Here is a 22,704-nt window from a genome sequence, read left to right as displayed (position 1 = left end):
GCAAATACCTGATGTGAAATTTTTTTGTCGACCTGCGTTTCCCGGCCGGCGCGTGAAAAACGGTTGGCGAAAGGGGTGGCCGCTGTTACAATCGTGTCAACGTAACTTGAACAAGCCTGCAGCAACTCAAGACGAGATTTTGCGCGGCAACATGGATATTGAACGTGGAAGACCCTTCGAACGGCTCGCAGCCGTCACTCGACGGGGCGTTCGACCGTACTGGCAGCCCGGGAAAATCCACTTCCCGTCGGGGCAGGCGCAGGCGTAGCGGCAAGAGCCGTGCGTCGGCGGCCCCATCGGCAAAAGGCCAGCCGCCGGTGAAAGCCGGCGAAAACGAGCGTCCTGATCAGCAACCGGGCCCCGATGGACGGCCGGGCAATGATGCTTCGCGAAAGCGCAAGCGTCGGCGCAAGAAGGGTGGCCAGCCGCAGCAACAGCAGCAGGCGACCAAGGCACAGCCGCAGTCTCCGGACAACCGCGCCCCGGGCTCGAAGAAAAAGCAGCTTCGCAATCGCCGCTCGCTCCAGGGGCGGCCGCTCGCGGCCCCTTCGGATCGCCCGGCTTCGTCCGTTGCGAGACCGCAGCCGGCGCATGACGCGCGACCGCAGGCGGAGCGGGCGACCGCGCCGCCCAGCGATCTTTACGCCGCACTCGATCTCGGCACCAACAATTGCCGTCTCCTGATCGCGCAGCCGACGCGGCCGGGACAATTCCGCGTGGTCGATGCGTTTTCGCGAATCGTGCGTCTTGGCGAGGGTCTGGGCTCCAGCGGCCGGCTCTCCGAGGATGCCATGGAGCGATCCATCGAGGCGCTCAAGATCTGTGCGGCCAAGCTCTCCACCCGCAATATCCGCAAGCGCCGGCTGATTGCCACCGAGGCCTGCCGCGCCGCCGAGAATGGCGAGGAATTCCTGGCACGGGTGACAGCCGAGACCGGGCTTGAACTCGAGATCATCAATCGCGAGACGGAAGCGCGGCTTGCCGTGTCCGGCTGCTCGTCGCTGGTCGGGCGCGAAACGCGCTCGGTCGTGCTCTTCGACATTGGCGGCGGCTCGTCGGAAATCGCGGTCATCAAGACAGGCGAGAGCCGTTCGGCGCGGCTTGCCAATCACATCACCCACTGGACATCGCTCCCCGTGGGCGTCGTCACGCTGTCGGAACGGCATGGCGGGCGCGACGTAACGCCGGCGGTGTTCGACGCGATGGTGCGCGAAGTGGAAGGCATGCTGGCGGCGTTCGAAAGCCCGGACGTCAGCGAGCTGGCCGACGATCCCGATTCGGGCTTCCACCTGATCGGTACCTCCGGCACGGTGACGACGCTTGCCGGGGTGCATCTCGGCCTTCCGAAATATGATCGCCGCAAGGTGGACGGGGTCTGGCTCTCGGATGCAGAGGTGAGCGCCATGCAGGCGAAGCTTCTCTCCTGGGATTTTGCCGGGCGCGCGGCCAATCCCTGCATCGGGCCCGACCGGGCCGATCTCGTGCTGGCGGGCTGCGCCATTCTTGAGGCCATTCGCCGGCGCTGGCCGTCGCCGCGCATGCGGGTGGCGGATCGCGGCCTGCGCGAGGGGCTTCTGACAGACATGATGGCCGATGACGGCGTCTGGCGACGGCTGCGCCATCGGGGCGGCACGACAAGCTGGCGCAGCCGGCCGGGAGACAAGACATGACCAAACCGCCGTCGACACCCAACAGAACCGGGCGCAAGATCGGCCAGAAGGTGAAGAAGGGGAAGCTGAAGGCCTCCTCCCGCCGCTGGATCGAGCGTCACATCAACGACCCTTATGTGCAGCGGGCGAAGCTCGAGGGCTATCGCGCGCGCGCAGCCTTCAAGCTGCTGGAGATCGATGACAAGCATCAGATCCTCAAGGGCGCCAAGCGCATCATCGACCTGGGCTCGGCACCGGGCAGCTGGTCGCAGATCGCCGCCAAGGTGACGAATTCGACCGACAGCGACATCCGCGTCGCGGCCATCGACTTTCTGGAGATGGATGCGCTGCCGGGCGTGCATTTCGTGCAGATGGACTTCCTGCAGGACGAGGCCCCTCGCCTGCTGATGGAAGCACTCGGCGGCGCGCCGGATCTCGTCATGTCCGACATGGCCGCGCCGACAACCGGCCATAAGCGCACCGACCACCTGCGCACCATGCAGCTTTGCGAGGTTGCTGCGCATTTCGCCATCGAAGTGCTGGCCGAAGGCGGGCATTTCCTCGCCAAGACCTTCCAAGGCGGCACGGAAAACGAACTCTTGACGCTGCTGAAGCAGAATTTCCGTCAGGTCGTCCATGTGAAGCCCGGCGCATCGCGCGCCGAGTCGGTCGAGATGTTCCTGCTCGCCAAGGGCTTCAAGGGTCGCGTACAGGTTGAGGCAGAGGCGGACGCCTGATCGCCCCTCACCCGGCCTGATGGGCCCTGTGGCCTGAGACATCGGCTCCCGCATCCCGCGGCAGCGGAATGATGAAGAAGAGCGAGGCAGCCGAGAGCAGCGCCGTCAGGCCGAAGGCCAGATGGAAGGAGAAGAGCGACAGGGTCTCGCCACTCCACCAGCCACCCGTTTCCAGAATAAGACCGGCGACGGCGACGCCGAGCGCGGTCGCGATCTGCTGGAACACCGAGCTGATCGACGTGGCCTGGCTGGCGTCCTGTTCACTCACCGAGGTGAAGTTCAGGCTGTTCGACGAGGTGAACAGAAAGGACCGGCAAAAGCCCGCGAGATAGAGCGAGAGTGTCATCAGCCAGATCGGCGTTTCCGGCGTGAAGAACACGGCGACACCGATCATCGCGGCGCCGGCAGCGGAGGCGACGACCATCGTATCGCGGAAGCCCCAAGCGGCCAGTGCGCGGGTCGCCAGGAACTTCGTCGACATCGCGCCGAAGGCGCCGGCGAAGGTTATGAGGCCAGAATGGAACGGGTTCAGCCCGAAAGCCATCTGCAGCATCAGCGGCATCAGGAAAGGCTGCGCGCCATTGGCAACGCGGAAGATCGTGGACCCGACGATCGAAAGTCGGAAGACGGGATCGCGGAATAGCTTCAGCGTCAGGATCGGGTTGGGGACACGCCGGGCGTGGCGGATGTAAAGCACGAGCGTGAGCACGCCGACCACGGTTGCGGCGATGCCGACGACCGGCGGCAGCGCCGGCAGGCTGATGACCGAGAGGCCAAAGACGATGCCGGCGGCGGCGATGCCGCTGAGGAAAAAGCCAGGCCAGTCGAGCTTGGGCGTCTCACGCGGCGGCATTTCCGGCAGGTAGATCGTCGACAGCCAGATGCCGAGCAGGCCGATCGGCACGTTGATCAGGAAGATCCAGTGCCAGGAGAAATAGGTCGTGATGAAGCCACCCAGCGGCGGGCCGGCCATGGGACCGATGAGGCCCGGGATGGTGAGCCAGGTCATGGCCGAGACGAACTCGCTCTTCGGCACGGCGCGCACCAGCACGAGGCGGCCCACCGGCGTCATCATCGACCCGCCAATGCCCTGCAGGAAGCGTGCAATGACGAATTCCGGCAGGGTTGAAGACATGGAGCAGGCGATCGATCCCAGGACGAAGACCAGAAGCGCAATGCGGAAAATGTTCTTCGCGCCGAACTTGTCTGCCATCCAGCCGCTGATCGGAATGAAAACGCCAAGCGCCACGAGGTAGGAGGTCAGCGCCAGCTTCAGGGTGATGGGGTTGACGCCGATGTCGCCGGCAATCGCCGGAAGCGATGTGGCGATGACCGTCGAATCCATCATCTCCATGAAGAAGGCGAAGGCGAGGATGATGGGGACGATACGAGGCATGTCGGAACCGAAGAGCAATGCGGGCCGCAGAATTGCAGCCCATTCTGTTATTGTAAGGAATACATACTTTCCATAGTCCCGGTGCTTGGCCTTGAATAGTGAATTCTTCGCAATGTTTCAGAGCGTCGCAACATCACATTCCGGCAGAAACTGCGCCGCCAGCCGGTTGCGATAGGCAACGAGATTGGGTTCCGCTAGGATCGCATCGCGGATCGGCCCTGGAAAGGCGTGCGCCGTGGCCGCGATGGCGAAAGCGAGCACCGTCGCATCGGATGCGCTGGCGCGGTCGCCCAGAAGATATGGCTTGTCTCCGAGAAGACAGGCAATCGCATGGGAGTTCTCTGCGGCCAACAGATCGTTTTCCGCATTGCTCATTCTTGCCGTACCCTGCCCCTGCAGAGACTTCAGAACGCTGCGGCGGACGAGCGGGGCAATCAGCAGGCGGACAGGCGCGGGCATGGCGCCGAAGGCTGCCTTTTGCATCACCGGCCAGCCATCGGGGCGGATCCACCGCCGTTCGACGGCGAAGAAATAGCTCGACTCCTCCAGCGTGCGCTCGGCCAGCAGGCCCAGCATCAGGGTTTTCTCGTCATATCCACCAGTGAAATCCACACCGTAGGCCTCGGCGAGGTAGCGCTTGATGAAACGGCTGTCGGAGACAGTGCGCCCCTTGTCCTCGATGTATGGCAGCTTGCCGCGCGGGGCCTTGCGGGCGCCGGCAATCCCGTTGATCTTTTCGAAGGGAAGCCCGGCCATACGCAGCAGGATCATGACCTTCATGACGAATGGGCTCAGGTCCGGCTGTCCGACGCCGGGTCCAAATCCATAAAGCTTGATCATGCCGCCTCTTCTCCGCGCCTCAGATGATGCTATCGAAACGGGCGGAGATCGGGATGTCCAGAGCCTTTGAACTGGAGTGAAAGCATAAAATGCAAAAGCCCGGGCATTCAGCGCCGGGCCAGAGCATACTAGTGCGTCGCGGCGGTTCAGGCAGCCATGTCGGCTGCGACCTGGCGCAAGGTGGCTGCGAGGCGAGACTGGATTTCCTGGGTGGCGACCGGAATGCCGGCTTCTGCGAAGTCGTTGACCAGACGCTCCACTGCACCGCCGCGCTTGATGATGTCCTCGGTCAGCAATTCGTTGGCATAGGCGGCCGGATCGACATGTCCGAGCTTTTCAGCAGCCCAGAGCGCCAAGGCCATCTTGCTACGCGCATCAATGCGAAACTGCAGTTCGCGTTCACGCGCGAACTGAAATTCGGAAGCATCGGCCCGCATCTTCAGAGCATTCATAAGGACGTCCCCCTAAACATACAAAATAAACAATGGCTTCTTGGCCACGGAGGGTACGTTTGCACGAGGGTCGTTGAAACTTCCTGATCCGAAAAGATTGCATTTTATCGGACACGACGATTTCGCGACAAAGCTGTGCAACTTGGGGAATTTCCGCAACCGACGCGCTTCATTCTGAGGCATGAACGGCCCTGCCGGCGCACAACTGCCTGTGGATAGCGTTTTGCTATTCCCTTCCGGTCATGATCATGTTACCAGCCCTCGCCAACTTCCAGAACAAATGGAAAGCCAGCGGAGCCGCTCCCAAGCTGCCGCTGCTTTTGCATTTCGACAATTCGAAAGGAACTTGGCAGATGGCGCGCATTATCGAATCCGCTACCGGGCACGAAGCCCTCACCTTCGACGACGTTCTCCTGCAGCCCGGGCATTCCGAGATCATGCCGGGCCAGACGAACATCGCGACCCGCATTGCTTCAGACATCGAATTGAACCTGCCGATCCTGTCGTCGGCCATGGATACGGTGACGGAATCGCGCCTTGCCATTGCCATGGCGCAGGCCGGCGGCCTCGGCGTCATCCACCGCAACCTTTCGCCGGCTGCCCAGGCCGAAGAGGTCCGCCAGGTGAAGAAGTTCGAAAGCGGCATGGTGGTGAACCCCGTCACCATCGGCCCCAAGGCCAAGCTCGCCGAAGCGCTGGCGCTGATGAAGGCGCATGGCATTTCCGGCATTCCCGTCGTCGAAAACGGCGGCAACGGCGTGGCGGGCAAGCTGGTCGGCATTCTGACCAACCGCGACGTTCGCTTCGCCACCAATCCGGACCAGCCGGTCCACGAACTGATGACCAAGGAACGGCTCATCACCGTGACGGAAAGCGTCGAGCAGCAGGAAGCCAAGCGCCTGCTGCACAGCCACCGCATCGAGAAGCTCGTGGTGGTGGACAATGACGGCCGCTGCGTCGGCCTGATCACGGTCAAGGATATCGAGAAGTCCCAGCTGAACCCGAATGCCTCCAAGGATGTGCAGGGCCGTCTCCGTGCTGCTGCTGCCATCTCGGTCGGCGACGATGCGCGCGAGCGCACCGAGCGGCTGCTGGATGCCGGCGTTGACGTCATCGTCATCGACACGGCCCATGGCCATTCGCAGAAGGTTCTGGATGCCGTCGGCATCGTGAAGAAGATGACGAACTCGGTTCGCATCATTGCCGGCAATGTCGCCACCGCCGGCGGCACGCGCGCCCTCATCGACGCAGGCGCAGACGCCGTCAAGGTCGGCATCGGCCCGGGCTCGATCTGCACCACACGTATCGTCGCAGGCGTCGGCGTTCCGCAGCTGGCCGCCATCATGGCGGCGGTCGATGAAGCCAACAAGTCGGGCATTCCGGTGATCGCCGATGGTGGCATCAAGTTCTCGGGCGACCTGGCCAAGGCCATAGCCTCCGGCGCATCGGCCTGCATGGTCGGCTCGCTGCTCGCCGGCACGGATGAAAGCCCGGGCGAGGTCTATCTCTACCAGGGCCGCTCCTTCAAGGCCTATCGCGGCATGGGTTCGGTCGGCGCAATGGCGCGCGGCTCGGCCGACCGCTACTTCCAGGCCGAAGTGCGCGACACGCTGAAGCTGGTGCCGGAAGGCATCGAAGGCCAGGTTCCCTACAAGGGTCCGGTGTCGGGCGTGCTGCACCAGCTGGCTGGTGGCCTTCGCGCCGCCATGGGCTATGTCGGCGGCGTCGATCTGCCGGACTTCCAGAAGAAGGCGACCTTCGTGCGCATTTCCGGTGCTGGCCTGCGCGAAAGCCATGCGCATGACGTCACGATCACGCGCGAAAGCCCGAACTATCCGGGTGGCATGTGAGCTTCCGGCTGGGCGACAGCCTGAAATCGGACCCGTGGCTCTGGCTTGCGGGTCTTGTTTCGGCAGCGCTCCTTCTGGTCATGAACCTTCGAGACGCGGCGCAATTCGCCGCGCTCACCCACGGGCGCACCATTCCCGACTCCGACATCTCCTCGACAGGCGAAAGCCTGCTGGCGCTGAAGGACTATCTGGCGACAAAGCCGGAAGCGGCCGAAGTGCTGCGGACGATGCACCTGCAGGCCGACCTTGTCCTGCCGGCAGCACTCACCATCTTTCTTCTGCTGCTCATTCGCCGCCTCGTTCCCGGCGCGATCGTCTACGGGCGCCCGGCGGAGAGCCTGCTGGCCGTCATGATGGTGTTTCCGATCCTCTACGGCCTTGCCGACTATTCGGAAAACGTCATCGGCCTCCTGCTGTTTCCCCCCTCCTCACCGACGGCCGCCAGCGCGGCGTTGCTCGCCGATGCGCTCTCCTGGGCGACACGGCTGAAATTCCTGGCCGCGACGATTGCGGGCGTCATCATCGCACGGCTGTTGATTGCACGTCTGGCGCGTTAGGCCGGAAAATATTTTCGAAATCCCGGAAATAAACTTCCGTGCGAATTCAGCTCCTTAATGGACAAAAACTGTGGGCTCCTACGATTAATGCCCGCAGGCCATTGTAAAATTTCAAATAAAGCATATCTTGAGCTCATCGAAAGTTGCTTGTGACGTCGTTAAGAGCTTTGCTCCCGTCGAATTTCCTCTCAAATAATCGATCCAATCCTGCGAGGTTTCGCGGGAACAACAACGATTGCTACGAAAGGAAATCGTTATGAACACTGGCACAGTAAAGTGGTTTAACTCCACCAAGGGCTTCGGCTTCATTCAGCCTGACAACGGCTCGACCGACGTTTTCGTTCACATCTCGGCCGTTGAACGCGCCGGCATGGGCTCGCTCTCCGACGGCCAGAAGATCAGCTACGACATCGTGCAGGACCGCAAGTCCGGCAAGAATTCGGCTGACAATCTTCGCGCAGCGTGAATTCGTCATTCGCTGAGGCTGACCACGGATGTACTGGCAGCTTCGCTGAGTGACTGTGAGAGGTCGGGTTTACGCCCGGCCTTTTGTTTTTTGTGGAGGCTCCCATGACGGAAGTCCGTTACAATCCGGACGACATGGTCGTCCTTCGCCCCAGATCGCTACAGGGCGTACCGCAGCAGATCACAGTGCGCATCGTGTCCTGCCAGCCGGAAACCACGACCGGCGCGATCCGTTACCGGGTCCGTCTTCCCCGTGAAAACTTCGACCGGACGATCAGCAGCGACGATATCGACGTGCTGGCCTCGCCCGCAACGGGCGTTCGCGCGCCAGATCCGATCTCGCGGCCCAAAACCGGTTCGAGCTGGATCAACGCGTCGACCATTCGCACCCGAAAATAACAACAATTCAGAAAAGGCGGCATCTTGCAAGTCATCGTCAGGGACAACAATGTCGAACAGGCGCTTCGCGTCCTGAAGAAGAAGATGCAGCGCGAAGGCGTATTCCGCGAAATGCGGGCGCGGCGCTCCTATGAAAAGCCCTCCGAACGTCGTGTTCGCGAGGCGGCCGAAGCAATCCGCCGGCACAACAAGCTCAAGAAGAAGAGATTGCAGCGCGAAGGGCTCCTGCCCGCACCCAAGAAGGTCGTGCACCCGCGCTGAATTTCAAGACTTGAATTTCAACACAAGGGAGGTCCACCATGACCGCAACCAAAGACGCATTCTTCAAGCCGGCCAAGATGTCGGCTCAGGACAAAGCCTCCGCCATCGACCACATGGCGCGACAGATCATCAGCAAGGAAGCGGCACAGCGCGTTCTGAAGACCGAGCGGCTGCGCAAGCTCCGCGAGGCGCAGGAAGCGCTCGCCCCGGCCCCGGCACAGCCCGGCCCGCGCGGGAAGGCCAAGCGCGGCTGACCCCGGATGAGGCCAGCCGCCTCATCCCATTCCGTCAACCCTGCGCAAACGCCGCCTGCTCATCACGCTGACGCTGCACTTCGCGGCGTTTGTTGATGATCGAGGCGGTGATGACGCCAATCGTCACGATCGTTACCAGAATGGTCGAGACCGCGTTGATTTCCGGCGTCACGCCGAGACGCACCTGGCTGTAGATCTTCATTGGCAGGGTCGTGGCACCCGGGCCTGAAGCGAAGCTCGAGATCACCAGATCGTCCAGCGACAGCGTGAAGGCAAGCATCCAGCCCGAGACGACAGCCGGCGCGATGACCGGCAGCGTGACCTGCAGGAAGGTGCGCGTGGGCGTTGCCCCCAGATCCATCGCCGCTTCCTCGATCGACCGATCAAAACTCAACAGACGCGACTGCACGACGACGGCGACATAGCACATGGAGAATGTGATATGCGCGAGGATCACCGTGACAATGCCGCGGTCGAGATTGACCGCCACGAAGAAGAGCAGCAGCGACAGGCCGGTGATGACATCCGGCATGACGAGCGGCGCATAGATCATTCCCGAGAACAGCACCCGGCCATGAAACTTCGTGTAGCGGGTCAGCGCCAGCGCCGCGAGCGTGCCGAGCACGGTAGCGATCGATGCGGAGGTGAAGGCGACGCGCGCCGTCACCCATGCGGCATCCTTGAGCGCCTCGTTTTCCAGAAGCGAGGTGTACCACCGTGTCGAAAAGCCACCCCAGACGGTGACGAGCTTCGACTCGTTGAAGGAATAGACGATCAGCAGCAGGATCGGCAGGTAGAGGAAGCCGAAGCCGAGCGTCAGAGAGAACTTGTTGAAGGAGGTCCAGCGGTTCATCGTCATTCTCCCTGTGCTTTTGTCTGGGCGTTCTGGAACAGGGCGATCGGGATCACCAGGACCAGAAGCAGGACGATGGCAACGGCAGAGGAGATCGGCCAGTCGCGGTTGGAGAAGAACTCGGCCCAGAGCGTCTTGCCGATCATCAGCGTTTCAGAACCGCCGAGCAGGTCGGGGATGACGAATTCACCGGTTGCCGGAATGAAGACGAGCAGGAAGCCCGCGATCACGCCCGGGAGCGAAAGCGGGAATGTCACCTTCCAGAATGCTTGGAATTGCGTGCAGCCAAGATCTTCGGCCGCTTCGATCAGTGTCCCGTCGAGCTTTTCAAGCGCCGAATAGAGCGGCAGGACCATGAAGGGCAGATAGGAATAGACGATGCCGATATAGACCGCGACATTGGTGTTGAGGATGATCAGCGGCTCATGGATAAGCCCCAGATAGAGCAGGATCTGGTTGAGGAAGCCTTCCGGCTTCAGGATCGCGATCCACGCATAGACGCGGATCAGGAAGCTTGTCCAGAACGGCAGGATGACCAGCATCAGCAGTGTCGGACGGACCGTGCGCGGAGCCTGCGCCATCGCATAGGCGATCGGATAGCCGACGAGCAGCGTGAGCAGCGTCGCGAAGAAGGCGATCGTCACGCTGGAGATATAGGCCTTCACGTAGAGCGAGTCCTGCGTGAGGTAGATGAAGTTGTCCAGCGAGAGCTGGCTCAAGAAATCCTTCAGGCCATCCCAGCCCGCAGCCAGGTCGAAGACCGGCGTATAGGGCGGCATCGCGATCGCGGTCTGCGACAGCGAGATGCGGAAGACGATGAAGAACGGGACAAGGAAGAGGATCAGCAGCCATCCGAACGGGACGGCAATGACCAGGCGGTTGAAGATGCCGTTGACGAGCCTGGCCATGATCTCAATCCTTCAACAGAACGCCGGCATCGCCGTCGAAGGAAATCCAGACATCCTCGTCATAGCCCAGCGGGTTTTCGACCGAGCGCTGCGCGTTGAGCGACGAGGCTTTCACCGTCTGCCCGTTCGGCAGCTTGATGATATAGACCGTCATGTCGCCGAGATAGGCAATGTCCCACATCTCTCCCCTGACGGAATTGATGCCGGCGTCGGCCGGCGCCTCGCGCGTCACCCGGATCTTCTCCGGGCGGATGGCAAAGCCGCGGGTCGCGCCGCGCACATCGGCGCCGCCAACGGGCGTGCGGATGGTGAAGCCTTCGGCCACCGCGATGTCGAGATCGCCACCCTGCGAGGGGTTCGCCAGACCATCGAAGATGTTCACGTCACCAATGAAGTCGGCGACGAAGCGCGAGTTCGGGGCTTCGTAGATTTCGGCAGGCGTCGCCACCTGGTTGACCTTGCCGGCGGCCATGACGGCGATGCGGTCGGCCATGGTCATGGCCTCTTCCTGGTCGTGCGTGACGACGACAAAGGTCAGGCCGAGATCCTGCTGCAGGTCCATCAGTTCGAACTGGGTTTCTTCGCGCAGCTTCTTGTCGAGCGCGCCGAGCGGTTCGTCGAGGAGCAGAACCTTCGGCCGCTTGGCAAGCGAGCGGGCCAGCGCCACGCGCTGGCGCTGGCCGCCGGACAGCTGATGCGGCTTGCGGGTGGCGAATTTCTCGAGCTTGACGAGCTTGAGCATCTGCGCGACGCGATCGGCGATCTCGTTCTTCGGCATCCGGTCCTGCTTCAGGCCGAAGGCAATGTTGTTCTCGACCGTCATATGCGGGAAGAGCGCATAGGACTGGAACATCATGTTGACCGGCCGGCGATACGGCGGGGTTCCGGCCATGTTGACGCCGTCGAGGATGATTTCACCCGAGGTCGGCTGCTCGAAACCGGCGAGCATGCGCAGAAGCGTCGACTTGCCGCAACCGGACGCGCCGAGCAGTGCGAAGAACTCGCGGTGATAGATGTCGAGCGAGAGGTCATCGACCGCGACAAAGGTGCCGAACTTCTTCGTCACATTGCGGAACGAGATATACGGCTTGGCGCTCGGATCCGTCCACGGCGCAAATGATCTGCGGATGCTGCCCAAAGACTTCATGATTTTCCCCGGATTATGGTTTTACAAAAAAGGTTCTTTCTTGCCGGTGACGGCCCTTCTCTCCCCGAGGACCACACCGGATGCCGACAAAGAAAAGGCCCGAGCGAACCCGGGCCTTGTCATCTCGCTTATTGGCCGGTGACGACTTTCGTCCAAAGCCGTGTCTCGACCCGCTGCGTCTTCGGATCGAGCGGGGTGATGGTGAAGAGCTTCTTCAGCAGCGCGTCATCCGGATAGATCGACGTGTCTTCGAGGATCGCCTTGTCAACGAACTGCTGCGAGGCCTTGTTGCCGTTAGCGTAGAAGACGAAGTTCGACGCCTTGGCGATGACTTCCGGCTTCATCATGTAGTTGAGGAAGGCGTAGGCGTTGTCCTTGTGGGGAGCGTCAGCCGGGATCGCCATCATGTCGAACCACATCTGCGCGCCCTGCTTGGGGATCGAATAGCCGATGTGAACGCCATTCTTGGCCTGTTCGGCGCGGCTGGCTGCCTGGAAGACGTCGCCGGAATAGCCGAATGCGATGCAGATATCGCCGTTGGCCAGACCGTTGATATATTCGGACGAGTGGAACTTGCGAATGTTCGGGCGGGCCGCTTCCAGAAGGGCGGCAGCCTTTTCGAGATCCTTCGGGTCGTGGCTATCCGGCTTCAGGCCCAGATAGTTGAGGGCTGCCGGAAGGACGTCCTGCGGCGCATCGAGAACGTTGATGCCGCAATCCTTGAACTTGGCCGCCACCTTCGGATCGAAGATCACTTCAAGGCCGGGCTTCTCGTCGGACCCGAGGATCGCCTTCACCTTGTCCTTGTTGTAGCCGATGCCGTTCGTGCCCCACATGTAGTCGATGGCATACTGGTTGCCCGGGTCGTACTTGGCGGTACGCTCGTTGATCATGTCCCACATGTTGGAAATGTTCGGCAGTTTCGACTTGTCGAGCTTCTGAAAGACGCCGGCCTGAATCTGGCGGGACAGGAAGTGGGCGGTCGGCACCACGACGTCATAGCCGGTACCGCCGGCAAGAAGCTTGGTTTCCAGAAGTTCATTCGTGTCGAACGTGTCGTAGACAACCTTGATGCCGGTTTCCTTGGTGAAATCCTCAAGGATTGCCGGATCAATATAGTCGGACCAGTTGTAAATGTTCACGACCTTGTCTTCGGCCATGACGCCTGTTGCCAGCGCCGTGGTCATGGCGGCTGCAAGCGCAATATGTTTCAAAACGGATTTCATCTCATTCTCCTCTGGAGTTGAACCTTAGTGCCCGCCGGAGGGCGTGGCGGGCTAAACGGCCTTGTTTTCTTTGGAGACTAGAAATGTTTTCTGCACCCGACAAGGGGCATTTTTGCCTTTGCTGTCAAATTTGATCAAACGCAGGCAGCAATCTACTGGAAATCAAAAATGCTGAGTCCCGTCACCATTTCGTCGAGGCCGAGCGGACGGGTGACCGGCGGCTCGGCGCGGGCGAGACAACCTTGACGCTCACAGGTCCGGCAGGCCGGGCCAATGGCGACCGGGCCACCCGGCATGTTGGCGACGGCCTGACCGTAAACGATTTCATCGCGGAAGGAAATGTCGCAGCCGAGCAGAAGCGCGGTGCGCCTGACGCGCTCGGAGAACGCGCCTTGTGGCCCCTCCAGCGTGCGCGAGATGACGACGAATTCCGCCCCATCCGGCATCTCCACCGCATCGACAAGGATCTGCGCCGGCTGGGCGAAGGCGGAATGGATGTTGAGCTTGGGACAGCGCCCGCCAAAGCGGACCTGCGGAAAGCCTTGCGCGCCGGCACGGCGGAAGCGGTTTCCGGCATTGTCGATTTCCAGCATGAAGAAGGGCACGCCCGACGCGCCCGGCTTCTGCAACATGGTGAGCCGGTTTGCCGCCATTTCATAAGAGACGCCGAAGCGGGAACGCAGGACGTCAATGTCGTAGCGCGCACGCTGGGCGGCAGCATGGAACGCGCCATAGGGCATGAGAAGCGCATGCGCCGCATAGCGCGCCAGCTCGAAACGGCCGATGCGCCGTGCCTCATGCGAGGACAGGCCGAGCGTGTCGAGTTCGGCCAGCAGGTCGTCCTTCAACGCGATCTGTGCCACTTCCATCGCGACTTCCCGCAACTGGTCGAAGGGAGACAGGCGTTCGGAGAGAAAGAGACGCATGGAGTGCCGGTCATAGCGGCGGCGAAGACCCGGCATGGTGTGGACGGGGAGCGTGCGCACGACAATGCCATGATTGTTCTTGAGCCATGTCCGCAGCGCCCCGCCGACATCATCAGCCGGCTTGATCGCTTCGTGAAACTGTTCGGCCGCCTCGTCCAGCCGGGCGAAATAGTTGGGACGGCGCTCGAAGAGTTCGCGCACCTCGTCGGCCGGCAGGCGCGCGGCGGAAAGCGCCGTCTCGTGACCCTCGCGGGCGAGAAGTTCGGCAAGATCGGTCAGGCGCGCGGCCTGTTCGCGATAGGCGCGGTAAAGCTTGTTGACGGCGGCCGTCGCATTGGGCGCGGCCTCGGCCATCTCGACCAGTTCCTGATCGCCGGGAAGCTCGCCGGCCAACAACGGATCGGTGAAGATTTCGCGCAGCTGGCTGACGCTACCCGCCGCCTCGCCCTGCAGCTCATCCAGATCGACCTTGTAGACCGATGAGAGTTTCAGGAGCAGCTGCACGGTCAGCGGGCGTTGGTTGCGCTCGATGAGGTTCAGATAGGACGGCGAGATTTCCAGCGCCTCGGCCATGGCCGTCTGGGTGAGCGACAGTGCATTGCGGATACGGCGCACGCGCGGCCCTGCAAAGATCTTGTGTTCGGCCATATCCGCCTCCCCTGTGACCGATTTTACAAAACCCGTGACGATTTTGACAAACGGTCGGATTTACAATTTTTACAAATTTACAGCATGCCCTTGTCAAAGACAAGACATCGTAACCTCTTTATCCATCCGTTTTCGTTCATTTTTCTGGATTTTTTTGCGCTGCGGTGTAAAAACAGTCACATCAGATTTCGGCAAGCGAGACACCCAAGACGAGCGAGCCGATAGGTTAGTCAAAGAACGGAGACACGTTATGACCGATTTTTACAATCTTGTTCCCTCGGCACCCCAGGGCCGTTTCGACAATATCGAACGCCCCTACAGCGCGGAAGACGTCAAGCGCCTGCGCGGCTCTGTTCAGATCAAGCACACGCTTGCCGAAATGGGCGCAAACCGCCTCTGGGACCTCCTGCACAAGGAAGATTTCATCAACGCGCTCGGCGCGCTTTCGGGCAACCAGGCCATGCAGATGGTCCGCGCCGGCCTGAAGGCGATCTATCTCTCCGGCTGGCAGGTTGCTGCTGACGCCAACACGGCATCGGCCATGTATCCGGACCAGTCGCTCTATCCGGCAAACGCTGCGCCCGAGCTTGCCAAGCGCATCAACCGCACGCTGCAGCGCGCCGACCAGATCGAAGTTTCGGAAGGCAAGGGCCTTTCGGTCGACACCTGGTTCGCCCCGATCGTTGCCGATGCTGAAGCCGGCTTCGGTGGCCCGCTCAACGCCTTTGAAATCATGAAGGCCTTCATCGAGGCAGGCGCTGCCGGCGTTCACTTCGAAGACCAGCTCGCTTCGGAAAAGAAGTGCGGCCATCTCGGCGGCAAGGTTCTGATCCCGACCGCGGCCCATATCCGCAACCTGAATGCGGCCCGCCTTGCAGCCGACGTTATGGGTGTTCCGACCCTCATCGTTGCCCGCACGGACGCAGAAGCTGCCAAGCTGCTGACCTCGGATATCGACGAGCGCGACCGTCCGTTCGTTGACTACGACGCCGGCCGCACGGCGGAAGGCTTCTATCAGGTCAAGAACGGCATCGAGCCCTGCATTGCCCGCGCGATCGCTTACGCTCCGAACTGCGACCTGATCTGGATGGAAACCGGCAAGCCGGATCTCGCCCAGGCCCGCAAGTTTGCCGAAGCCGTGCAGAAGGCCCATCCGGGCAAGATGCTCGCCTACAATTGCTCGCCGTCGTTCAACTGGAAGAAGAACCTCGACGATGCAACGATTGCGAAGTTCCAGAAGGAGCTTGGCGCGATGGGCTACAAGTTCCAGTTCATCACGCTGGCCGGTTTCCACCAGCTGAACTTCGGCATGTACGAACTGGCCCGTGGCTACAAGGACCGCCAGATGGCTGCCTATTCGGAGCTGCAGGAAGCGGAATTCGCGGCAGAGGTCAACGGTTACACCGCGACCAAGCACCAGCGCGAAGTCGGCACCGGCTATTTCGATGCCGTCTCCATCGCCATCACCGGCGGCCAGTCCTCGACGACTGCGATGAAGGAATCGACCGAGACGGAGCAGTTCCGCCCGGCAGCCGAGTAAGTCACTGCCCTCCCCTTCACCGGGGAGGGTCCCCAACCAAACCCATTCACAAACCCCTGAATACAAGAGGAGAAATGCCATGAATGCCCCAGCTACCCGCGTTAAGGAACGTGCAGAAGAACAGTCCTCGGCCATGACGGCCGATCAGCAGGCCATGATCCGCATGGTCGCCAACGACCTGCACCGCCTGAACCAGTCCGTCATGAAAGCCGTCGATGCCGGCGTTTCGGTCGAACTCGTCCGCTCTGCCCGCCACCATGGCGGCGAAGGAAACTGGGGCGATCTCCTCATCCCGGTCATCGTGACCCAGGGCCGCTAACAGCCCGAACCGCTCATGACCTCCAGACGCCCGGAAGCTCCCTGCTTCCGGGCGTTTGTGCGCCAGTCAACCAGAAGCTACGCAACCGGGAAATACTCGCTTGACTATTGTCAGATCCATGTGTGATCTGGCGTTGCTATATTGAGCACCTGGGGAGGGGCAATCATGAAAAACAAGCTTCTTGCGGAAGCATTCGGCACATTCTGGCTCGTGTTCGGGGGATGCGGCAGCGCCGTTCTGGCGGCCGGCTTTCCGCAGCTCGGCATCGGCTTTCTCGGCGTTTCGCTGGCCTTCGGCCTGACCGTGCTGACCATGGCCTATACGGTCGGCGGCATTTCCGGCGGGCATTTCAATCCGGCGGTTTCGGTTGGCCTCACCGTGGCGGGCCGGTTACCGGTCTCCGATCTCATTCCCTACATCATCGCGCAGGTCGTCGGCGCGATCATCGCGGCAGCGGCGCTCTATGTCGTCGCAACCGGCAAGGCCGGCGCCGACATCGGTGGCTTTGCCGCCAACGGCTATGGCGAACATTCGCCGGGCGGTTATTCGCTGCTCGCCGGTCTGGTGATCGAGATCATCCTGACGGCCTTTTTCCTGATCATCATTCTCGGCTCGACGCATGGACGCGCGCCGGCGGGCTTTGCGCCGATCGCCATCGGCCTGGCGCTGACGCTCATTCACCTGATCTCCATCCCGGTCACCAACACCTCGGTCAACCCGGCGCGCTCGACCAGCCAGGCCCTCTTTGCCGGCGGCTGGGCGATCGGCCAGCTCTGGCTGTTCTGGGTGGCCCCGATCGTCGGCGCCATCATCGGCGCCCTGATCTGGAAGGTGATCGGCGAGAAGGAATAAGGCCCTGGGCGTCCTTTGGGACGCCCAGCGTCTAACCTCCGGGGCCTCAGCGCGAACGGGCAATTTTTCGCCAGAACCTGAGGAGACCGGCTGGCGCATCCCAGCCGGAGCGGTCGTAGAACGCCTGCTCGGCCTTCGGGTCATTGCGCCTGGTTCCTGGCCTCTTCATGAGAAGCAGGCCCAACACTTGATCATACATGGTGATGCTCCCTGTCTGGTGGCATCACCTTTCTTATGCATCAGATTCCGATTTACATAGAGCGGAAATCGGCAGATATCTTTCATCCATGAAAGACATTCCCTGGGATCTCTACCAGCTGTTTCTGATCGTCGCCCGGCGCAAGGGACTGGCCGGTGCTGCCGCAGAAACGGGCTTGAGCCCGCCCACGCTGGGGCGGAAGATCCTGGCGCTGGAAGAGATGGCGGGCGAAAGCTATTTCCACCGCGCCCAGACCGGCTATACACTGACGCCGCGCGGTCAGGCGCTCTACAGCGAACTGCAGGAGATGGAAGCGGCGGCACGCAAGCTGCGCTACCATTATGCCGAGGGCCATGCGCCCGTGCGGCTTCGCATCGGTGCCGGCACCTGGAACACGGCGTTCATGATCGCCCACATCCAGACGCTCTGCACGGATGTCGATCCCTTCTATCTCGACTTTCACGCCGGCGAGGAAAGAACGCGGCTGGCGCATCGCGAAACGGATATCGGCTTCCGCGCCTTCGAGCCGGAAGAGGCGAACCTTGCCATCCAGAAGCTGCCGCCGACGGCCTATGCCATCTACAAGGCGCGCGGCGCGCGCGTGCCCGATCATCGCTGGGTGGCCGTGCACGGGACGAATGCGCTCTCGACCTATCTCAAATGGCCGCACCAGAACCGTGCCGACGATATCGTCTTCACCGTCAACCGCGCGGCGGAAATGCGGGATCTGATCGTCGCAGGCGCCGGGCTCGGCGTGCTTCCCTGCATCTGCGGCGACAGGGAACCGGGGCTCGAGCGCGTTCAGCCCCTGCCCGCATTGCAGCATGACCAATGGCTGGTGATGAACAGCGAAGACCGGCACAGGCCGGAGATCCGCACCGTCATCAACCGGATCATCAAGCTGTTTCGCGCCAATGCCGATCTGATCAGCGGGCGGCGCGGGTAGCTCGCGCAGCCTCTCTCAAGAACACAATTGTCAGGCGGCGCGGCCGACCGCGTCGCGCTGGACCGCCTCTGTCCCGAGCCTGAACCGCCCGACGAGCTTCATCAGCTCGTCTGCCTCGATCGCCAGCTGTCGCGACAGGGCGTTGGTTTCCTCCACCATCGCGGCATTCGCCTGGGTCATCTGATCCATGCGGTTGACGGTCGTGTTGACTTCGGTCAGCGCAGAGGACTGGTCCTGCGCGGCGGTCGCAATCATGTTCATGTGCGAGGAGATATCGGAAATCTGCCGGCTGATGTCGTTCAGCACCCCGCCCGTCTTCTGGACGTGACCAACGCCGGAGGAGACTTCGCGCGAGGCCGTTTCGATGAGGCCCTTGATCTCCTTGGCAGCGCCTGCGGAGCGCTGCGCCAGTTCGCGTACTTCCATGGCAACGACCGCGAAACCCTTGCCGGCCTCGCCCGCGCGGGCGGCTTCGATCCCGGCATTCAGCGCGAGAAGATTGGTCTGGAAGGCGATCTCGTCGATAACATCGATGATCTGCTCGATCTGCTTGGACGCGCCTTCGATCCGCGACATGGCCGAGACGGCATCGTTGACGACGATCACCGAGGCATCGGCGTTCTGGCGAGCGCTGACGACGATGGCGTTTGCCTCGCGGGCACGGTCAGCGGAATTGCGGACGGTGGACGTGATTTCCTCGACTGCGGCGGCGGTTTCTTCAAGCGACGCGGCCTGGGATTCGGTCCGGCGGGAGAGATCGCCGGCGGCACCCTGCATCGCCGACCCGTTGGCCTGAATGGTCAGTGCATTGTCCTGAATTTGCGAGAGCGTGTCGCGCAGCGTCGTCAGCGACGCATTGAAGTCGGCGCGCAGGCGATCGAGTGAGCCGGAGAACGGCGTGTCGATGGCCCGCGTCAGATCGCCATGGGCCAGCCGGTCAAGGCCGGCGGCCAGCGCGTTGACGGCGAAGCCGATCTGCTCTTCGCTGACCCGCTTCTCCTCGTCGTTGCGGGCGCGTTCGGCGTCGATGGCGGCGCGCGCCTCGGCGCTTTCGCTTTCCATCCGCACCTTGGCGAGTGCGTTTTCCTTGAAGATGCCGAGCGCGCGGGCCATGTCGCCGATTTCGTCGACTCGGGCATCGCCCTGAATGGTGGTTTCCAGCCTGCCCTCGGCGAGCCGGCGCATCGCATTGGTGATCTGCCCGATCGGCTTCTTGAAGGTGAGAACCAGACCGATACCCGCGACAACGGCGATCAGGATGCCGGCCAGCGTCGCGGAGACGGAGAGCGTGTTGGCGTGTTCGCGTTCGGCGCTGGCGGAGTTCTTCTGGGTCTCGGCGAATGAGGTGAGATAACCCCAGATGATATTCACCTGCTTTTCGGCCGAGGCATAGACGGCATCGCGCTTGCCGTCGAGATCGACAAGGGCGGCGCTGTCAGCCTCCATCTGCTTCACGGCCGGCGGCAGGGCTGCCATCAGATCGGCATAGAACTTCTCGGCCTTGGCGGAGCCCTGAAGCGCGTCGAGGTCCTTGCGGACGATCTGGAATTCCTGCACCAGCCGGTCGCGGTTCTGTTTTGTCGGCTGCCCGAGGAAGCGGGCAAGCTCGATCTGGATGGCATACATGGAGCCGGAAAGGCGATGGGAATCCTGCAGCATGGCGGACACCCGGACCTTTTCGGTCTCGAGCCCGGAAAGGCCGCGGATCGCCTTGACCGTATTGTCGGTGTTGAAGCTGTCGAGAGTGCCGGCGATGGCGCCAATGCGCGTCATTGCCTGGCCGATCTTCGGCAGGGTTGTGTCGTCGACCGCACTGGCGCTCAGCGTCCCGTTCATGTCATCGACGGCAGCCTTGAGATCGTTGCCTACGGCCTTTTTGTCCTGCGGCAGGGCCGTCCCAAGCTTGCGAACCTGCTTGTTCAGGTCGTTCATCTGGGCCTTCACGAAGGCGAGCTTGGCATCCGCGCCGCCGGCGCTGGCATAGCCGGCGACTACGCCGTTGAGCGCGTGCATGATGTCGAGAACGCGGCCTGACTCGTAAAGCGTCGACTTGGCGCCGCCTTCCTGCTGCTGGATGTCACGTTCGGACTTGGCGCCGGCATCGGCCAGCATGACCTGCGCGCCGATAATACCCTTGAGCTTCTCATCCATGGACTGGCGGAGCGCCACTTCCTGCTGGTCAAGCGCCCAGAGATTGGCGACTTCCTTCTCCACGCTTGCAGTGGCGCTGATCGCGTTCGTCAGGTCGGAGACCCCGTCAGCATCCGGCTTCAGCCCGGAAAGCGTACGCTGGAGAACCGATTTCTGATCGGCGATGCGCGTGGTCACATCCTTGTAGCTCGCCTCGGTCGAGTCGCCGAGAAAACGGGTCATGGCGGCAGACACGTCGCGGAAGCCGCTGAGCGAGGTCATCACGCTGTTGGAGATGATCAGGCGGCCCTGCAAAAGCTCCACGGCATAGAGGCCGACGATGCCGACCGCCGAGATGCTGACCACAAAGGGGAAAATGAAGACCAGAACCTTGGTCTGAATCCGGAAACGCGAGAGAATGCTGTCGAAGCTCATGATAACCTCCCAAACGGAGGCCCGACCTTCGTAAGCCCACCGCTACTTATGGAAAGCTAAGGGAGATCACCTAATAAACTTCTAATGGACGTTAAATCGTTTGAAAACCTGACGATTAACGGCTTCAGGCGCTCCCTCAGAGCGCCTCCTGCGTGCAATTCAGCCCGAGAGCCTCAGATGGCGAGCAAGACGACCGTGACGGCGACGAGCGTCAGGGCAGATGCGACCGTGAACTTCCAGATACGCTGGAGTTCCTGTTCGCGGTTAATCGCTTGCGCCTTGGCAACAGCCTTTGCTTTTTGAGCAGCCATTTCGTTTTCCCCTTCCGGGGTCCTGGTCCCATGCATGTTTCGCATCGGAGCGACCCCATGAACGAAGCATCGTCCTGCAGTGTTAAGAAGGCGTTACTTGGCTCTAGCAGTCAAGGGAAATTCGGGCCTTGGTTTCGCCAATCTTAACTATTTTGCGACAATGGCGCAGAATTCACACGGCACTGCCGGCTGCATGCCCGGAGGCCCAGGCCCACTGGAAATTGTAGCCGCCCAGCCAGCCCGTCACATCGACGCATTCGCCGATGAAATAGAGCCCGGGCGCGGCCTTCGCCTCCATGGTCTTCGAGTCGAGATCGCGCGTGTCGATGCCGCCCAGCGTCACTTCGGCCGTCCGGTAGCCCTCCGTGCCGGCGGGCTTCAGCGTCCAGTCACTCACCGCCCCGGCAACGCGAGCCAGAACCTTGTCGGACAGGTCGGCGAGATGGCCGGGGGCACCGTGCTTGTCGGCAATGTATTTGGCCAGCCGCGCCGGCAGGATCGCGGCAAGCGCCGTCGAAAGCGATTGCCGGCCATGGGCGCTTCGGGCCGTCTTCAGGGCCGCAAGCACGTCGACACCCGGCTCAAGGCGCATGCGGATGGCGTCACCCTCCCGCCAGACGGCGGAGATCTGCAGCATCGCCGGTCCGGAGAGACCCCGATGGGTGAAGAGCATGGCCTCACGGAACACCGTCTTGCCGCAGCTGACCTCGACCTCACAGGAAAGCCCTGCCAGTTCCGACAACTCTGAGAGCAGCCCGGGTTCCAGCGTGAAGGGCACGAGCGCCGGGCGCGTTTCGGTGAGGCGCAGCCCGAACTGCTCGGCAATCTTGTAGGCAAGGCCCGTCGCGCCCATCTTCGGGATCGACTTGCCGCCGGTCGCAATGATCAGCGCTGGCGCCTCGATCGTTCCGTCGCCGGTGGCGACACGGTGGCGATCATCGGATTTCTCGACGCTCAAAATCTCGACGCCGGTTTTCAGCTCGACGCCTGCGGCGGCCATTTCGGCGAGCAGCATGGCGACGATTTCCTTCGCGGAGCCATCGCAGAAAAGCTGCCCGAGGGTCTTCTCGTGCCAGGCGATGCCATGCGCCTCGACGAGCTTCAGGAAGTCCTGCGGCGTGTAGCGGGCGAGTGCCGACTTGCAGAAATGCGGATTGGCCGAATAGTAGTTCTTCGGCCCGGCATCGAGATTGGTGAAGTTGCAGCGGCCACCGCCGGAGATGCGGATCTTCTCGCCAGGCATCTTCGCGTGGTCGAGCACGGTTACACGCCTGCCCCGCTTTCCGGCGGCAATTGCCGCCATCATGCCGGCCGCGCCTGCACCGATGACGATGACATCCGAAACTTTGATCAAACCACTTCTGCCCTCTCGCCAAACCGCGCGGAGTGTTTAATATGGCGGTA

23 protein-coding genes are annotated in these 22,704 nt (G+C 61.9%); 12 read left to right on the top strand and 11 right to left on the bottom strand.

Going from position 1 to position 22,704, the window contains the following annotated elements; genetic code table 11:
- The first annotated feature begins 164 nt into the window (after positions 1–164).
- Complete coding sequence (locus tag LQK84_RS07315) at positions 165–1,670, top strand: Ppx/GppA phosphatase family protein (RefSeq protein WP_230828034.1); 1,506 nt, start codon at positions 165–167, stop codon at positions 1,668–1,670.
- On the top strand, positions 1,667–2,386 hold the full coding sequence (locus LQK84_RS07310; RefSeq protein WP_230828033.1) for an RlmE family RNA methyltransferase: 720 nt from the start codon (positions 1,667–1,669) through the stop codon (positions 2,384–2,386). Before LQK84_RS07315 ends, LQK84_RS07310 begins: the two co-directional genes overlap by 4 nt.
- 7 nt (positions 2,387–2,393) lie before the next feature.
- Here LQK84_RS07310 and LQK84_RS07305 read toward each other — a convergent pair whose 3' ends face one another.
- The 3 genes from LQK84_RS07305 to LQK84_RS07295 all read right to left on the bottom strand — a co-directional run bounded on the left by LQK84_RS07305 (position 2,394) and on the right by LQK84_RS07295 (position 5,074).
- Positions 2,394–3,782: an MFS transporter gene (locus LQK84_RS07305; protein WP_230828032.1), complete on the bottom strand. Its 1,389-nt coding sequence runs from the start codon at positions 3,780–3,782 to the stop codon at positions 2,394–2,396.
- A 117-nt stretch (positions 3,783–3,899) separates the two neighbouring features.
- Positions 3,900–4,622, bottom strand: a complete 723-nt coding sequence (locus LQK84_RS07300; RefSeq protein WP_230828031.1) for a glutathione S-transferase C-terminal domain-containing protein — start codon at positions 4,620–4,622, stop codon at positions 3,900–3,902.
- A 146-nt stretch (positions 4,623–4,768) separates the two neighbouring features.
- Entirely contained in the window at positions 4,769–5,074 is a 306-nt protein-coding gene (locus LQK84_RS07295; protein WP_230828030.1) for an ATPase inhibitor subunit zeta, read from the bottom strand.
- 353 nt (positions 5,075–5,427) lie between these two features.
- On the opposite strand from LQK84_RS07295, the gene guaB reads away from it, so the two are divergent.
- The 6 genes from guaB (at position 5,428) to LQK84_RS07265 (ending at position 8,860) form a co-directional block, all read left to right on the top strand.
- Positions 5,428–6,924: an IMP dehydrogenase gene (gene guaB / locus LQK84_RS07290; protein ID WP_230828029.1), complete on the top strand. Its 1,497-nt coding sequence runs from the start codon at positions 5,428–5,430 to the stop codon at positions 6,922–6,924.
- Positions 6,921–7,481, top strand: a complete 561-nt coding sequence (locus LQK84_RS07285; protein WP_230828028.1) for a hypothetical protein — start codon at positions 6,921–6,923, stop codon at positions 7,479–7,481. The genes guaB and LQK84_RS07285 overlap by 4 nt, the downstream gene beginning before the upstream one ends.
- Before the next feature lie 256 nt (positions 7,482–7,737).
- Positions 7,738–7,947: a cold-shock protein gene (locus LQK84_RS07280; protein ID WP_230828027.1), complete on the top strand. Its 210-nt coding sequence runs from the start codon at positions 7,738–7,740 to the stop codon at positions 7,945–7,947.
- Positions 7,948–8,051: 104 nt separating this feature from the next.
- Positions 8,052–8,345 (top strand): cold-shock protein, encoded by a 294-nt coding sequence (locus LQK84_RS07275; protein WP_230828026.1) that lies wholly within the window; start codon positions 8,052–8,054, stop codon positions 8,343–8,345.
- Between the two features lie 24 nt (positions 8,346–8,369).
- Positions 8,370–8,606, top strand: a complete 237-nt coding sequence (gene rpsU, locus LQK84_RS07270) for a 30S ribosomal protein S21 (protein ID WP_230828025.1) — start codon at positions 8,370–8,372, stop codon at positions 8,604–8,606.
- Between the two features lie 38 nt (positions 8,607–8,644).
- Positions 8,645–8,860 (top strand): hypothetical protein, encoded by a 216-nt coding sequence (locus LQK84_RS07265; protein ID WP_230828024.1) that lies wholly within the window; start codon positions 8,645–8,647, stop codon positions 8,858–8,860.
- A gap of 34 nt (positions 8,861–8,894) precedes the next feature.
- Here LQK84_RS07265 and LQK84_RS07260 read toward each other — a convergent pair whose 3' ends face one another.
- The 5 genes from LQK84_RS07260 to LQK84_RS07240 form a co-directional block, all read right to left on the bottom strand.
- Positions 8,895–9,713, bottom strand: coding sequence for an ABC transporter permease (locus tag LQK84_RS07260; protein ID WP_230828023.1), 819 nt, complete (start codon positions 9,711–9,713; stop codon positions 8,895–8,897).
- A gap of 2 nt (positions 9,714–9,715) precedes the next feature.
- Positions 9,716–10,621 (bottom strand): ABC transporter permease subunit, encoded by a 906-nt coding sequence (locus LQK84_RS07255; protein WP_230828022.1) that lies wholly within the window; start codon positions 10,619–10,621, stop codon positions 9,716–9,718.
- 4 nt (positions 10,622–10,625) lie between these two features.
- A complete protein-coding gene (locus LQK84_RS07250) occupies positions 10,626–11,768 on the bottom strand; it encodes an ABC transporter ATP-binding protein (protein WP_230828021.1) in 1,143 nt (380 codons plus the stop codon).
- A gap of 128 nt (positions 11,769–11,896) precedes the next feature.
- Positions 11,897–12,994, bottom strand: a complete 1,098-nt coding sequence (locus LQK84_RS07245; RefSeq protein ID WP_269071871.1) for a polyamine ABC transporter substrate-binding protein — start codon at positions 12,992–12,994, stop codon at positions 11,897–11,899.
- A gap of 152 nt (positions 12,995–13,146) precedes the next feature.
- Positions 13,147–14,568, bottom strand: a complete 1,422-nt coding sequence (locus LQK84_RS07240) for a helix-turn-helix domain-containing protein (RefSeq protein WP_230828020.1) — start codon at positions 14,566–14,568, stop codon at positions 13,147–13,149.
- A 250-nt stretch (positions 14,569–14,818) separates the two neighbouring features.
- Between LQK84_RS07240 and aceA the strand changes: the two genes are divergently transcribed.
- The 4 genes from aceA (at position 14,819) to LQK84_RS07220 (ending at position 18,424) form a co-directional block, all read left to right on the top strand.
- A complete protein-coding gene (gene aceA, locus LQK84_RS07235) occupies positions 14,819–16,108 on the top strand; it encodes an isocitrate lyase (RefSeq protein ID WP_230828019.1) in 1,290 nt (429 codons plus the stop codon).
- A 79-nt stretch (positions 16,109–16,187) separates the two neighbouring features.
- Positions 16,188–16,427, top strand: a complete 240-nt coding sequence (locus LQK84_RS07230; RefSeq protein WP_112628519.1) for an SMc00767 family acetate metabolism repressor — start codon at positions 16,188–16,190, stop codon at positions 16,425–16,427.
- Positions 16,428–16,592: 165 nt separating this feature from the next.
- Entirely contained in the window at positions 16,593–17,279 is a 687-nt protein-coding gene (gene aqpZ, locus LQK84_RS07225) for an aquaporin Z (RefSeq protein ID WP_230828018.1), read from the top strand.
- Positions 17,280–17,566: 287 nt separating this feature from the next.
- Positions 17,567–18,424, top strand: coding sequence for a LysR family transcriptional regulator (locus LQK84_RS07220; RefSeq protein WP_230828017.1), 858 nt, complete (start codon positions 17,567–17,569; stop codon positions 18,422–18,424).
- Positions 18,425–18,454: 30 nt separating this feature from the next.
- Here LQK84_RS07220 and LQK84_RS07215 read toward each other — a convergent pair whose 3' ends face one another.
- From LQK84_RS07215 to LQK84_RS07205, 3 genes are all read right to left on the bottom strand, one after another.
- Positions 18,455–20,989: a methyl-accepting chemotaxis protein gene (locus tag LQK84_RS07215; RefSeq protein ID WP_230828016.1), complete on the bottom strand. Its 2,535-nt coding sequence runs from the start codon at positions 20,987–20,989 to the stop codon at positions 18,455–18,457.
- A 173-nt stretch (positions 20,990–21,162) separates the two neighbouring features.
- Positions 21,163–21,300 carry a hypothetical protein gene (locus LQK84_RS07210; protein ID WP_230828015.1) on the bottom strand — a complete coding sequence of 46 codons (138 nt, stop codon included), beginning with the start codon at positions 21,298–21,300 and terminating at the stop codon, positions 21,163–21,165.
- 172 nt (positions 21,301–21,472) lie between these two features.
- Positions 21,473–22,654: an NAD(P)/FAD-dependent oxidoreductase gene (locus tag LQK84_RS07205; RefSeq protein ID WP_269071870.1), complete on the bottom strand. Its 1,182-nt coding sequence runs from the start codon at positions 22,652–22,654 to the stop codon at positions 21,473–21,475.
- Positions 22,655–22,704 lie beyond the last annotated feature (50 nt).

It is taken from the genome of Rhizobium sp. C4, from assembly GCF_021026315.1.
GTDB lineage: Bacteria > Pseudomonadota > Alphaproteobacteria > Rhizobiales > Rhizobiaceae > Ensifer_A.
This window is presented reverse-complemented; position numbering and strand designations above follow the sequence as displayed.